Raw genomic sequence first — 13,189 nt, 5'->3', positions numbered from 1 at the left:
ATGAACGAGAAGAACAGCACGAAGGCGGCGGACGTCTCAGGCGCGTCGGCCACACCGGGCGAGGACGACGACGCGGTGAGCCGGGCGGAGGTGACGGAGCCGACGCGGGGCGAGGCGAGCCCCGCACCCCGAACGGACCCCCGAGCGAAGGACGCCGCCCTCCAGGAGGCCCAGGAGGTCGCCAACTCCGGCCTGGGCGAGACGACTTCGAGCGAAGGGACGGACGCCTCGACGCGAACGGGGAAGGTTCCCAACTCCGACCCCGCCGAGCCGTCACAGGACGAGGGAACCGAGGCCGCGACCCGACCGGCCTCACCGTCGGATGACCCCGACTCTCCCAACTCCGGCCGCCCCGCGCCGACTTCGGGCCGCACCGATGCAGTCGGCGACGCCGCCCGTACGGAGCGTACGGACCGGGCCGACCGGGCCGACAAGACGTTGGTCGGCGCGTCCGCCACGCCCCCGAAGGACTCCGCGCACCCGGGCGAGGACACGGATGCCCCACACGACGACGTCCGCGAGGGCGACGCAGTCGACACCGACACCGACACCGACCCGGACATCGGTGCCGACGCCAGCACCGGCACCGGCACCAAAACGGGTGCCAAGACGGACGCCAAAACGGATGCCGTCAAGGCAGAGGCCCCCGAGGCATCGGCAAAGTCCGAAGACCCGGCCCCGCGCGCATCCAAGCCGGCTTCTCCACCCGTGCCCCCGACCGCCCCCGCGTCCCCCGACGCGCCGGTCCGCGACTCGGCGGCGGAGTCCCCCAGCCGACCCACCACCCCTTCATGGGCCGCCCGTTCCGCCCGTACGGAGTCGGACTCCGAGCAGACCAGCGAGTTCGTCGCGCTCAAGCCTGACCTGCCGCACCCCACGCCGCCCCGCCGCTCCGTACCGGCCCCTCCGCTGCCGTCGTCCGCCCAGCCCTCCGGCCGGAGCCTCGGGGAGCCGGAAACCACCCGGGAGTTGGCCGCACCTCCGGCCGACGACCGCACCATGGCGCTGACCCGGCCCGCCGGTCCCGCGGCCGCGGGGGCCGACCGGGCGCCCGAGACCGCGTCCGGCACCGGAGACGCGGGCGGGCCGCCGCCCCCGCTCGATCTGCTCGCGCAGCTGACGAACACCCCGCCGAAGCCCGAGACGGTGGCCCGTACCGTCGGACGCAGGATCAAGATCTGGGGCACCCTCGTCGCGCTGCTCGTCGTCGCCCTGGTGGCGGTCCAGGCGCTGCGACCGCTCCCCGCCCCGCAGCTGGTGCTCACCGCGAAGGCGAGTCACACGGCCGCGGGCGGAGCCCCCTCGCTGCCGTGGCCGAGCGAGGGTCAGGCCGTGGTGGACATCGACGGCCTCGGTCGGATGGGCTCGTACGGGGAGATGCGTCCGCTGCCGATCGGCAGCGTGGCCAAGGTGATGACCGCCTACCTCATCCTGCGCAACCACCCGCTCAAGGCCGGCGAGAAGGGGCCCATGATCCCGGTCGACCAGAAGGCACAGGACGACTACACCAACGGCGTCAAGGAGAAGGAGTCGGTCGTCGAGGTGAAGGCCGGACAGCAGCTCTCCGAACTGGAGGCCCTTCAGGCCGTCATGCTTCCCTCGGCGAACAACGTGGCCCGCCTGCTGGCCCGTTGGGACGCGTCGACGGAAGCGGCGTTCATCCAGAAGATGAACGACACCGCCAAGCAGTTCGGCATGGCCAACACGACGTACACGGACGCGAGCGGACTCGTGGACTCCACGGTCAGCACCGCCGAGGACCAGGTGAAGCTGGCCAAGCGCGCCATGGCCGACCCGGTCTTCCGGGGGATCGCCAAGCTGCCGGCCTACGCGTCGACGACGACGTCCGGCGGCGGCACGGTCGAAACGTCCAGGACGCAGCGCAACTTCAACAAGCTCGTGCCGCTGTACGGCGTCGTGGGCATCAAGACGGGTTCCACGACGAAGGCGGGCGGCAATCTGCTCTTCGCGGCCGAGAAGACCGTCGGCGGCAGCAAGCAGCTGATCGTGGGCGCGGTGTTCGGGCAGCACCGGCCGAACATCATCGAGACGGCGACCGTGGCCAGCAAGAACCTGATTCTCGCGGCGGGCGGGGCGCTCCGGAGCGAGATGGTGGTGAAGAAGGGTGAGGTGGTCGGTCGGGTCGAGGACGGCCTCGGCGGTACGGTCCCGGTCGTGGCGACCAAGGATCTGAGCGTGCCCGTGTGGACCGGCGCGTCGGTGGGGCTCAGCCTGACGGACGGCGGCAAGAAGCTGCCGCACACGGCCAAGGCGGGCACGGAGGTCGGCACGCTGACCGTCGGCGGGGGCATCGGCGAGGTGAAGGTTCCGGTCGCGCTCAAGGACGATCTCGCCGAACCGTCGTTCGCTTCGAAGCTCACCCGGCTCGGCTGAACCCGAAGGCGTCGGAGCCGAGCCGAAGCCGGGGGGCCGCCGCGTCGGGTGACGTCGCTGCGCGGCTCCTCGGCTCGCGGCCCAATTGTCAGTGGTGCGCGGCACGATGGTGGGCAGAGGGAACGGCACGCGCCGAGTTCCTCTGCTCGGCGATGGATCGGCTCGACACGTCCGACAAGGAGTCCGCGATGACCTCCAGGTTCAGGTTCGGGGCACGAACGGCGGGTGGCGCAGGGCCCGTGGGCGGCGGCGCGCGGTTCGGGACGCTGCCGCTCGCCGCGGGCCTGCTCACCGCGACGGTCGCGCTGTACATGGCGCTCGTCGCCTTCGGCAACATCACCGACTTCGACACCAACCGGCAGTTCGTCCGGCACGTCCTGGCCATGGACACCACGTTCAAGGACCCCGATCTCATGTGGCGGGCCATCACCTCGGGCCCGCTTCAGGACATCGCGTACGTCTTGATCATCATCTGGGAGACCCTGGCGGCCCTGGTGCTCGTCGTGGCGGCCGTCGCCTGGCTGCGCGGGCTTCGGGGCGGCTCCGGGCTCGGCAGGGCCCGGCGGCTGAGCACGGTCGGGCTGCTCATGGTGCTGTTGCTGTTCGGCGCCGGGTTCATAGCGGTCGGCGGCGAATGGTTCGCGATGTGGCAGTCCAAGTCGTGGAACGGCCTCGACGCGGCAGCACGCAATTTCATGCTGGCGGGCATCGTCCTGGTCGTGGTCCATCTGCCCGGCACGGGGTCGACGCAGCAGGAATAGGCGGGCCCGTCCGCCGGCAGGAGTGGTTCCCGGCCAAGTCCTATGTGGCGCGATCCCGGGTCGGCCTGGCGGGTCGGTCGTATGCGGCTGGAAAAGAAAGGGAGTCGGTCGATTCCTCGTCCGGGGTGGTCACCGAACCCGACAGACAAGGTGCATAATGCATGTGTAGCCCTTCGCGCGTCCCCCGTCGCGAAGGGCTACACCTGCTTGGTCGTGGCCGTGCACCCTGAACACGTAGAGCGCGCAGGGCACAGCGGCCACTCGAGCAAGGAACTCCCCTCGTGGCTCCTTGTTCGTGTTTTTTCGAGTTAACAGTGACGTAGAGTGTTTCCGCAAGTCCGGTTCCGATCACGGATCAAGTTGCTCCGGTTTTGTCACCGTCGATCGTGGCCGACGGGCCCCCCGTCCACCGGGCCCCTGTATCAAGGTCGGTTAAAGTACAAATCCGTTGACCGAATCGAACATCGCGCATCGACGGACAGCGCACGAGCGGCGGACGTGGACGTGGGGACCCTGATGGACAACGGCGAAGAGCGCACTCCCGAGCTGACCACGCTGCGGCAGAAGGTCGAGTACATGGTCGAGAAGACCTTCCCGGGAGAGAAGATCTCCGGCCGGGTCTTCGCGGATCTCGTCAAGGAGCGGGGCGGCTCGCTCTCGCACAGCTATTTCTCCAACATCCTCGCCGGCAAGGTCACCAACCCGTCCGAGGAGATCCTCAAGGCGCTCGGTCTCGGCTTCGGCGTGGACTGGCGCTTCTTCAAGGACGAGTCCGAAGTCGTCGACGACGTCGTCGCGGGGCTCCAGTTCCTCGCGAAGCGGCGTACCGGAGAGATCAGTGGTCTGGCAGGCCGGGGCATCGACGAGGACGGCCTCGACCCGGAACTGCTCCAGTTCGTGCTCTCCCTGCTGGAGGACGGCAAGGACGGGCGGGACCACGGACACGAAGCCACCCCCGGCGGCCAGCCCCGGTAGTGGGGGCCGCGTGTTCATGACCATTGGTTAGGATCGCAGGGCGCTTGTCACACACGCGTGACTACGATCAAGAGGTCTCAATGTCCATGCGCGAGCTGCGGAAAGAGTGCGAAGCCGGACTGGCGGATCTGCCCATCCCGGCCCCGTTCAGCATTCCGGGTCTCGTGGCGAACATGGAAGAGGCCCGCGGCCGCACCATCGTGCTGCACGAACTGCCCGACCGCCTGGCCCGCGTGAACGCCGCGTGCGGACTCCGCCTCAAGTCGGGCGGCACCAGCTTCGTGCTCTACCGGCGGCGCCCCACCGCATACCAGACCCAGCACGTCATCCTGCACGAGCTGTGCCACGAGTGGTTCGACCACGGCACGACCTTGAACGCCGACCAGCTGCGTCAGCTGCTTCCGGTCTTCAACGCCTCGCTGATCAAACGCGTCCTCGCCTCGGAGGAACCGGCCGGGCGCGCCGAGCCGGCTCCGGCGCCCGGGCCCGGGCCCGCCGAGGACGATCCGGACGGCCTGCCGCCCGCCGTCACCGAGGCGTTCCGCTCCGGCGGCCCCATCCAGGCGCGGGCCCAGTACGACACCCACGACGAGCGGATCGCCGAGTTCGGTGCCTCGCTCATTCCCCGCATGGCCCGCGATGTGACGAGCGACGACATGGTCGGACGGCTCGCCAACTCCCTCTCGCGGCCCGTCGCCCACCGGCGGCGCGGGTTCTTCCGTCGCTCGTGACCCCGCACGGCCCGCCGCCCCCGCTTCTTCGCACCCCCCTCCCGTTCCCCGCCCGTGACCCCGAGGAATACCCGTGACCGCGCTTGACCTTGCCGGCTACCTCATAGCCGTCCTGATGACTGCCGTCGCGCTGTGGCGCATGCCCGCGGCGCTCTGGGGCGACGAGGAGGACAAACGCAGGCGCGCCCTGTGGGGCTGCTACGCGGGCTTCGCCCTCGCGCTGTGGACCAAGACGAAGGTCGTACGCATCGGGCTGAACAACAGCCCCGTCGTCGACCTGGCCGTACTGATCAAGCACTACACGGCGACGATCGCGATCCTGGCGATCCTCAGCTACATCGTGGCCATCTACGGGCACTTCCCGGAGGACGGGGTCATCCCGCGGCACGTCCGGTTCGCGCGGCTGATCCAGCAGGTCGCGGCCAAGGCGTCCGTCGCCACCCTGATCCTGCTGACCGTGCTGTTCTTCACCGTGGTCGACCGTTCGTACGTCTCGGACCGCTTCGTCTCCGACCATGCCGGTCAGTGGGGCGCCACGCTCTACATGAGCGTGTTCTACCTGTACTTGGGGGCCGCGTCCGCCGTCTGCGCCTACCAGTGGGCGCTCGCCACGGCCGGGGCCGGGGCCCGGCATCTGCGCATCGGGCTCGGCATGATGACCTTCGCGATGTTCATCGGCGTCGGCTACACCGTGAGCCGCACGCTGTTCCTGTGGATCAGCGTCGCCGACCAGCCGAGCCCGGACTTCGCCCTGAAGTTCGACAAGGCCACCGAGGCCGCGCAGATCGTCCTGTTCGCGTTCTTCGCCCTCGGCGCCTCCATCCCCGCGTTCAGCAAGGGCTGGCGCAGGGTGCGACTGTGGCGGGCACAGGCCCGACTGCACCCGTTGTGGCGGGAGTTGATGGCGGCCTTCCCCGACCAGCCGTTCGAGCCCCCGGCCTCGCTCACCCGCGAACTGACGCGCTTCGGAACCCCGGCGGACCTCAGGATCGACCGGTGGGCCGCCGACATCGCGGACGCCGTCGAGAAACTGCGCCACTACGTGCCGGACGGTCTGCTGCCCGCCGCCAAGCGGGCCGCCTCGGACGACCACCCCCGGCCCGAGAGCGCCGGGCCGCTGGCCGAGGCGTACTGGATCAAAGCGGCCCTCGCCGCCAAGGCCGACGGCGCCGCCGCGGGTGATGCCGCGGCCGTCGAGACCAAGCACGCCACCGACCAGGACGGCGAAGTCGCCTGGCTGGTACGGGTGGCCGACGCCTATCGGACCGTCAGCGGCGAACGGGCCCGCGGCGTCCTGAATTCCCTGGAGACGAGCGCGTGAGCAACACCCTGACCGCGACCGAAAGCCGCAGGACGGCCACGGCCCGCACCATCACCGATGTCCTTCAGCCCCGCAACGTCCTGCTCGCGGGAATGCTCGGGATCGGCCTCGCGGCGGCCGGCGAGTGGACCGGGCTGCTGTGGGGGCTGCTGGGCGCGCTCTGCGCGGGGCTCGTCCCGGCCGGCTACATCGAGTGGGAGCGCAAGCGCGGCACCTGGGGCGACCGGCACGTCGTCGACCGCACCAAACGGGCGCCGATCTTCTTCGTCATCCTCGGCTCCATCGGGGCCGGCTCGCTCGTCATGGTCCTGGGCCACGCCCCGGTCGGCATCCTGACCGCGATGCTCGCGCTGTGGGTGATGACGATCTTCCTGCTCGTCGTGAACACGGTCTGGAAGATCTCGGTGGACTCCGCCGTCGCCTCGGCGGTCGTGGCCCTGCTGGCAGTCGTGCACTCCCCCTGGTGGCTCCTCGCCTACGCGGTCACCGTCGCGGTGTGCTGGTCGCGGGTCGCGTTGACCTACCACACGGTCATGCAGACCGTCGCGGGGGCAGCGCTGGGCGCGGCCACGGCAGCGGCGTTCCTGTTCGTCTGAGGGCGCTACCGGACGCCCGGACGCCGGCAGGACGCGGCGGCGCGCGGGCGCCCCTGACGGCCATGTCGACGAACCCCGCATACGCCCCGGGCCCGGCACCGCCGGCCCGGGCCGTGTGCGGGCCCCGGCGCGACGTGAGGCATCCCTCTCCCGACACGCCGGTACGCACGGAATGCCCGCGCCACCGGCACGGTTGCCCCCGCGTACGGCCGGGACGGTATCGACCCGGGGGACGCACACGGAGAACGGAACACACAGCCATGGGTGAGTTGATCCTCGTACGTCACGGGGAGACCGAATGGTCGCTGTCGGGACAGCACACGAGCTACACCGACCTCCCGCTCACGGCGCACGGCGAGGACCAGGCCCGCGCGGTCGCGCCCCTGCTGGCCGACCGGTCCGTAGGGCTCGTCCTGGTCAGTCCGCTCCAACGCGCGACGCGCACCGCGGAGTTGGCCGGCCTCAAGAACGCCCGTATCGTCCCGGACCTTCACGAGTGGGATTACGGGGGTTACGAGGGCGTCACCACTCTCGAGATCCATCGCGACCGGCCCGACTGGAACCTGTGGACCGATGGGGTCGCGCCGGGGCCCGCGGAGCACCCCGGCGAGACCCCGGCCGAGGTCGGCGCCCGGGCCGACCGGGTCCTGGCCGAGGCCGGGGCCGCGCTGAGCGCGGGCGACGAGGACGTCGTCCTCATCGCCCACTCCCATTTCCTGCGCGTCCTGACGGCCCGCTACCTGGGGCTGCCCGCTTCGGGCGGCGCCCTGTTCGTCCTCGACACCGGCGCCCTCTCCCGCCTGGGCCGCGAGCACGACCGCCCGGTGATCACCGCGTGGAACACCGTGGCCCAGCCCATCGGTCACTGAGCGCCCGACCCCGTGGCCCAGCCCAACGGTCACTGAGCGCCCGGCCCCGTGGGACCGTCCCCGGTCGGCCGACGGATCCAGGCGTCGCGAAGGCGGTGTCGGACGTCGCGAAGGCGGCGTCAGGCATCCGCCGTAGGTCGTGTCAGGCGTCCCGAAGGCGATGTCGGGCGTTCATCGAGCGGTCTCAGGCGCCCAGGAGGCCGTGTCAGGGATTCGCCAAGCGGTGGGGACGGGGCCGATCGCGACGGATCGCCCGCTATCGGCCCGGCCCTCAGGCCGCCGCGACCGCCTCGCGGGCCCTGCGCAGCGCCAGGGCGGCGAGGGCCTCCGGGGCGCCCTCTTGACCCCGGATTCCGGGGAAGGCATTGATGTCCACGATCAGCGGGCCGCCCCGCGCCGTCTCCAGGACATCGACCCCGTAGACGTCGAGGTGGAAGACCTCGCCCACCTCGACCGCCAACTCGGCCCAGCCGGGCGGCAGTTGACCGAGCCGAAGAGAGCGGGTGGGACCGCGGCCGGCCGGGGAGAGCTCGGAGCGGCGCAGCGCCGCGAAGACCGTGCCGGCGATCACCCAGAGTTTGTGGTCGACCCCGTTGTTCTCGGCGAACTCCTGCGTCACGACGGGCTCGTCCGCCCACTCTTCGGCCAGCTCGGCCAATTGCCGCCGGCTGTCGACACGGGCCACGAGGTCATGGCGTCTGCTGTGGCGGCTCTTCACCACCAGCGGCCCCACCGGTCCCGGCTCGGCCGCGAGCTCGGCAAGCGAGGCATGGGTGCGGGTCACCGAGAACGGCAGGCCCGCCGCCAGCGCCCGCTCCGCCATCGCCGTGCGGTCCTGGCAGAGGGCGGTCGCCTCCGCCGAGTTGACCACCGGCGCCCCACGGGACTCCAGCTCCCGAGCCAGCGCGAGGGCTGCGGGCGTGCGCGACTTCAGCAGGTACACATCCGCCGGCGCTCCCAGGATGTCCAGTCGGGCCGTCTCCGGGTGGATCGTCTCCACCCGGTGTTCCCGCCGGAGCAGTTCCGCGGTGGCGGCGAGCAGCGGATGGTCCGGCTCCGGAGTGATCAGGCCTATCGTCGTCGGGTCCCCGCTCACCGGCCGTCGCCCGCCGCCGCCGAGGTCCGCACCGGCTGGGCGTCGACGGTCGGCGCGCCGCCGCCGAAGGCCTGCTGCGGGATCCGCCCCGCACCGGAGACGAAGGCCGCCGCGGCCACCGCACTGCCCGTGCGGGCCAGTTCGAGCACCGCGCGGGCCACCTTCGCCGCGGCGTCGGGGACCTGGCGGAAGCTCGGGAAGTCGTTCACATCGACGACCACCGGACCGTCCGGGCCGAGCAGCACGTCCACGCCGTACAGGTCGAGTCCGTAGACGGCGCCGACCTGGTCGACGATGGCGGCCACTTCGGCGGGCAGCGGAACATGCCGTTCCCGGACGCCCCGGTCGGGATGCAGGGGTGAGCGGCGCTCGGTGGCGTACAGCTCGCCTCCGACGCAGTACACCTTGAGGTCGATCCCCGAGTTCGGCACGTAGGGCTGGGCGATGAGCATCCCCTCTCCCGCCAGAACGGGCAGCATCGCGGCCAGCCGGTCCGGCGACGGCACCAGGTGCACAGCTCGCCCCGAGCTTCCGTCGGCGGGCTTCACCACCAGCGGGAACTCCGACTCGGGTATCTCCACGAGCAGTTCGGGCCGGGCCGCCGCATACGTCACCGGCACCGGAAGGCCCCGGCTGCGCCCGATGGCCGCGGCGAGCGCCTTGTCCCGCACCCCGCGGATGGACCGGACGTCGTTGACCGTGGTCAGCCCGACGGCGGCGGCGGCCTCCAGGAGCGGAAGCCCCGGGCCGCCGGAGACCGTCTTGAGCACCCACGCGTCGTGACTGCCCGCGCGGACCGCGTCGGAAATCCGCAGCAAGGAGCCGCCGGGGCGCACCACGTCGACCTGGTGTCCCCAGGCATCGAGTTGGCGGATCACCTCGACGGGCATGCCGTCATGGCGGTAGTGCTCTTCCACCAGGAAGCAGAGCCTCATCGACCTTCCCCGTAATGCCCGGACGTCCGCCGATCCCGTCCGGCGAGCTGTGACGTCACAGGATGTCATGAACCACGCCAAGGTAGCCCCCCACCCCGGTGCACCTACTTCCCCCGTCGTAGCCGCCTCAGCAGACCCGGCCGCGCCGACGCCGCTCCCCGCCTCGCGGACGCCCCTTGTTCGGCGTGCTGCTGGGGGGCCGGCGCGCAGGGGGCCGCCCGTTCCAGGACCCCTGCGGAGGACCGGGACCTGCCGAGGGGCCTCGGCCCGGAGGATGCCAGGCGCCCGGCGGTCGCGCGCTCGCCGGCCGGGTCCGCGATCGGGCGCGGGGCCGGACACTGGTCCCGTGCGTCCGCGAGGGCCTCGACGAGCCGTAGCCGATACCAGTCGATCTCGTCCGGTTCGTCCGCCAGGACCAGCCGGTCGACCACGCCCTGCGCGATCGCGGAGTCCGGGTGGACCCGGAACGTCTCCGGCCGCAACCGCCGGAAGCAGGCCCGCTCGTAGGGATCGGGGACCAACTCGGCGATGAGCCCGCCGTCGAGCGCGGAGGCCACCGCGGCGGCCTGCTCCCACTGGTCGTCGGTCTGGCGGGCCAGTATGGCGATCCTGCGGGCGCGCCAGTTGCGCGCCCGCCAGTCCTGACCCCTGTCGGGGTCCGGGTGGCGACCGCTGAGCAACTCGGGCTCGCGGAGAGCGAGTTCGACCAGTTCGTCGGCCAGGTAGAGCCAGACGACAGCCCGGTAGCGGTTGAGGTAGCAGCGCACCGGTGTGACCCGGCCCGTGCGGGCGAGCTTGGTGAAGCGGCCCGGTGCGATGCCGAGCAGTTCCGCGCCTTCCGCGGTGCCGACGGTCCGCACCCGCTCGCGCAGGCCTTCGGGAAAGTCCTCGGCGGCCCGCAACCGGGCCACCTCGCGCGCGGTGACCCGACGGTGTCCGCCGCCGGGGTCCGGCACGGTGCGGATGTGGCCGAGCTGAACGGCGAGGTCGAACTCGCCGCGCCTGAGCTCCAGTTCGCGGGCGGCGACACCGGGCGCGAGCCGTGGGCCGGCCGGCGCCGCCACGCTCGCGGCGTCGGCGGGCACAACGGCGCCCTGGGTGGTGACGGTGGTGACGACGGTCATCGGATCCTCCCCCGTGAGGAACGAGTACGCGAGAGACGAATACTCTCGGTGACGACCGTAACCCCCAGTGCCGGCATCGCGCGCGGCCTGTGGATAACCCACCCTGTGGACAACTCGGATCGTGGACGTCGAGGACGCCGACGCCAGGCCGGAAGGCGGCCACTGGCCCGGAACGCCGACGCCGGGTCAGGACGTCGAGGCCGGGCCAGAACCCCACCGCCGGACCAAAACGCGGCCGCCGGCCGCCGGGTCAGTACCGCTCAGAGGCCTGCCGCGCCGAAGTGTCCCGGCTGGCGCGCCGCGACCGAAAGGTGCTCGCCCACCCGGTTGACCAACAGGGTCATCTCATAGGCGATCTGGCCGATGTCGGCCTCCGCGGAGCTGAGCACGCACAGACAGCTTCCCTCGCCGGCGGCGGTGACGAACAGGACGCCCTCGTCGAATTCGACCATGGTCTGGCGGACCTTACCGGCCCGGAAGTGCAGACCCGAGCCCTTGGCGAGACTGTGCAGCCCAGAAGAGACCGCCGCCAGGTGCTCCGCGTCCTCGCGTGCCAGATCGGCGCTGGCCGCGGTGACCAGACCGTCGTTGGACAGCACGATCGCGTGCCGTACGTGCTCGACCCGACGGGTCAGGTCGTCGAGCAGCCAGTCGAGTTCCTTCTTCAGTGCCATATCAGGCCTCCCCGTTCACGCAGTTCCCCGTTTCCCCGTTCTTCTGCCACCCTTCACCACCGGCGCGTCACGGGCAAGCGGTGCCGGACACCGGGGAGTCGCGCGGCGGGGCGGCCCGGGGCATCGGGCCGCCAGGACGAGAAGCCGTGCGGTGGGCGCGCGCCCCGCGTGCTCGACGCGTGCTCGACGAACCGCCGCCGTGCCCCTCCCCGCGGGCGCCGTCACCGATGTCGTGCGACGAGCACACCCGGGCCCCCGGGTGAGGGATCATGGCGTCATGGCCGCAGACCACACACACGTTCAGGAATTCTTCGGGGCGCGCGCCGCCGACTGGGACCGCAAGTTCCCCGACGACGGCCCGGCGTATGCCGCGGCCGTCGCGGAGCTCGGCCTTGCGGCGGGCGACGCCGTCCTCGACGCGGGATGCGGAACCGGCCGCGCCCTGGCGCCGCTGCGTGACGCCGTCGGCGCGCGAGGCGTGGTCATCGGTGTGGACGTCACCTCGGAGATGCTCGCCGAGGCCGTCCGGGCCGGACGTGACCGGCATGCCGTACTACTGCGCGCGGACGTGGCCCGACTGCCATTGCGTCCCGGCTCCCTCGACGTGGTGTTCGGCGCCGGACTGATCTCGCATCTGCCCGAACCGGCCGCTAACCTGCGGGAGTTGGCGCGCGTCACGCGTCTCGGTGGCCGTCTCGCCCTGTTCCACCCCATCGGCCGCGCCGCGCTCGCCGCCCGCCAGGGCCGCACGATCACCGACGACGACCTGCGTGCGGAGCCCCGGTTGCGGCCCCTGCTCGCCTCGGCGGGCTGGCGACTGCTGTCGTACGCCGACGAGGACGCGCGCTATCTCGCGGTGGCCGTCCGCGAGGGCTGAGCGGCGGAACCCGAGCCCGGCCCGGCCACTTCTCGTACGAAAGCGGCCGGATTGTCGAACATGACGTTGTGCCCGGCGTCCGGAATCGTCACGACGCGGACGCCGGAGTCGATGAGGGCGGCGCGCCCCGGCAGGTCGTCGTCCAGGCCGCCCACCAGGTAGGTCCGGTCAACCCCCTGGGCTGTCATGAACAGTTCGCGCATCGTCGGACGCGTACCGCGCACGAGGGCGACGGCCGTGCGGTGCAGGCCGAGCGGGTCGGCGAGGCGCATGGTCGCCGCCCACAGGGGACCCACGCGCGCGAGCACCTCGACAAAGCCACCTCCACGCACGAACTCCGCCTCCGTGTACGTGGCGATCCCACTGCTGCCCGCCGTCGGCACCGGCTGTGGGTCGAGGTTGGCCTCGGTCAGCAGAAGCCGGGCGACCAGGTCGGGGCGGCGGTCGGCGAGCACGATGGCGACGGCGCCGCCCATGCTGTGCGCCACCAGTTCCGCACCCGCGACGCCGGCCGTGTCCAGAGCGACCGCGAGGGCGTCCGCGTGGTCCTCCAGGGTGTAGCCGAAGTCGGCGGGCCGGTCGCTGATGCCATGGCCGGGCAGATCGACGAAGAGCTGTCGCCGGCCCGCGAGGGCGGGATGTCCCGCGATGTGCGCGTGATAGACGGCCGACATGGACCCCAGGCCGTGCACATACACGAGCGCGGGCCCCTCCCCCTCGCTCTGCGTCCACCGGATCCGGCTGCCGCGCGTATCGAACTCCGCCTGCCGCATGGAGACTCCCCCTTCACTGATCGCCGGCGTTCGTCGCCACTGCCGTCGCAGATCACCGGCACC

General features: G+C 71.6%; 13 protein-coding genes. 8 read left to right on the top strand and 5 right to left on the bottom strand.

From position 1 onward, the window contains the following. The 7 genes from DWB77_RS34210 to DWB77_RS34180 all read left to right on the top strand — a co-directional run bounded on the left by DWB77_RS34210 (nt 1) and on the right by DWB77_RS34180 (nt 7,647). Nucleotides 1-2,394 carry a D-alanyl-D-alanine carboxypeptidase gene (locus DWB77_RS34210; RefSeq protein ID WP_120726236.1) on the top strand — a complete coding sequence of 798 codons (2,394 nt, stop codon included), beginning with the start codon at nt 1-3 and terminating at the stop codon, nt 2,392-2,394. 188 nt (nt 2,395-2,582) lie between these two features. Next, nucleotides 2,583-3,155 carry a DUF2165 domain-containing protein gene (locus DWB77_RS34205; RefSeq protein ID WP_120728567.1) on the top strand — a complete coding sequence of 191 codons (573 nt, stop codon included), beginning with the start codon at nt 2,583-2,585 and terminating at the stop codon, nt 3,153-3,155. 516 nt (nt 3,156-3,671) lie between these two features. Further along, nucleotides 3,672-4,130: a hypothetical protein gene (locus DWB77_RS34200; RefSeq protein WP_120728565.1), complete on the top strand. Its 459-nt coding sequence runs from the start codon at nt 3,672-3,674 to the stop codon at nt 4,128-4,130. Between the two features lie 80 nt (nt 4,131-4,210). Continuing rightward, the gene (locus DWB77_RS34195; RefSeq protein ID WP_120726234.1) at nt 4,211-4,861 is read left to right on the top strand and encodes a toxin; all 651 of its coding nucleotides are present in this window, start codon (nt 4,211-4,213) and stop codon (nt 4,859-4,861) included. A gap of 73 nt (nt 4,862-4,934) precedes the next feature. Continuing rightward, the gene (locus tag DWB77_RS34190) at nt 4,935-6,182 is read left to right on the top strand and encodes an MAB_1171c family putative transporter (protein ID WP_120726232.1); all 1,248 of its coding nucleotides are present in this window, start codon (nt 4,935-4,937) and stop codon (nt 6,180-6,182) included. After that, complete coding sequence (locus DWB77_RS34185) at nt 6,179-6,778, top strand: hypothetical protein (protein ID WP_174248664.1); 600 nt, start codon at nt 6,179-6,181, stop codon at nt 6,776-6,778. The genes DWB77_RS34190 and DWB77_RS34185 overlap by 4 nt, the downstream gene beginning before the upstream one ends. A gap of 260 nt (nt 6,779-7,038) precedes the next feature. Next, nucleotides 7,039-7,647, top strand: a complete 609-nt coding sequence (locus DWB77_RS34180; protein ID WP_120726230.1) for a histidine phosphatase family protein — start codon at nt 7,039-7,041, stop codon at nt 7,645-7,647. A gap of 271 nt (nt 7,648-7,918) precedes the next feature. On the opposite strand, the gene DWB77_RS34175 is transcribed toward DWB77_RS34180, so the two are convergent. The 4 genes from DWB77_RS34175 to DWB77_RS34160 form a co-directional block, all read right to left on the bottom strand. Continuing rightward, a complete protein-coding gene (locus DWB77_RS34175; protein WP_246033729.1) occupies nt 7,919-8,743 on the bottom strand; it encodes an ATP-grasp domain-containing protein in 825 nt (274 codons plus the stop codon). Next, entirely contained in the window at nt 8,740-9,678 is a 939-nt protein-coding gene (locus tag DWB77_RS34170; protein ID WP_120726228.1) for an ATP-grasp domain-containing protein, read from the bottom strand. The genes DWB77_RS34175 and DWB77_RS34170 overlap by 4 nt, the downstream gene beginning before the upstream one ends. Before the next feature lie 104 nt (nt 9,679-9,782). After that, entirely contained in the window at nt 9,783-10,802 is a 1,020-nt protein-coding gene (locus tag DWB77_RS34165) for a DUF6397 family protein (RefSeq protein WP_246033728.1), read from the bottom strand. 260 nt (nt 10,803-11,062) lie between these two features. Then, entirely contained in the window at nt 11,063-11,476 is a 414-nt protein-coding gene (locus tag DWB77_RS34160; RefSeq protein WP_120726226.1) for a roadblock/LC7 domain-containing protein, read from the bottom strand. Nucleotides 11,477-11,753: 277 nt separating this feature from the next. On the opposite strand from DWB77_RS34160, the gene DWB77_RS34155 reads away from it, so the two are divergent. Further along, nucleotides 11,754-12,353, top strand: a complete 600-nt coding sequence (locus DWB77_RS34155) for a class I SAM-dependent methyltransferase (RefSeq protein ID WP_120726224.1) — start codon at nt 11,754-11,756, stop codon at nt 12,351-12,353. On the opposite strand, the gene DWB77_RS34150 is transcribed toward DWB77_RS34155, so the two are convergent. Continuing rightward, entirely contained in the window at nt 12,323-13,126 is an 804-nt protein-coding gene (locus tag DWB77_RS34150; protein ID WP_120726222.1) for an alpha/beta fold hydrolase, read from the bottom strand. The two genes, DWB77_RS34155 and DWB77_RS34150, sit on opposite strands and share 31 nt — an antisense overlap. Nucleotides 13,127-13,189: the final 63 nt, after the last annotated feature.

It is taken from the genome of Streptomyces hundungensis, from assembly GCF_003627815.1.
GTDB classification, from domain to species: domain Bacteria; phylum Actinomycetota; class Actinomycetes; order Streptomycetales; family Streptomycetaceae; genus Streptomyces; species Streptomyces hundungensis_A.
Note: the sequence above shows the minus strand (reverse complement) of the source record. Positions and strands in the feature narration are given on the sequence as shown.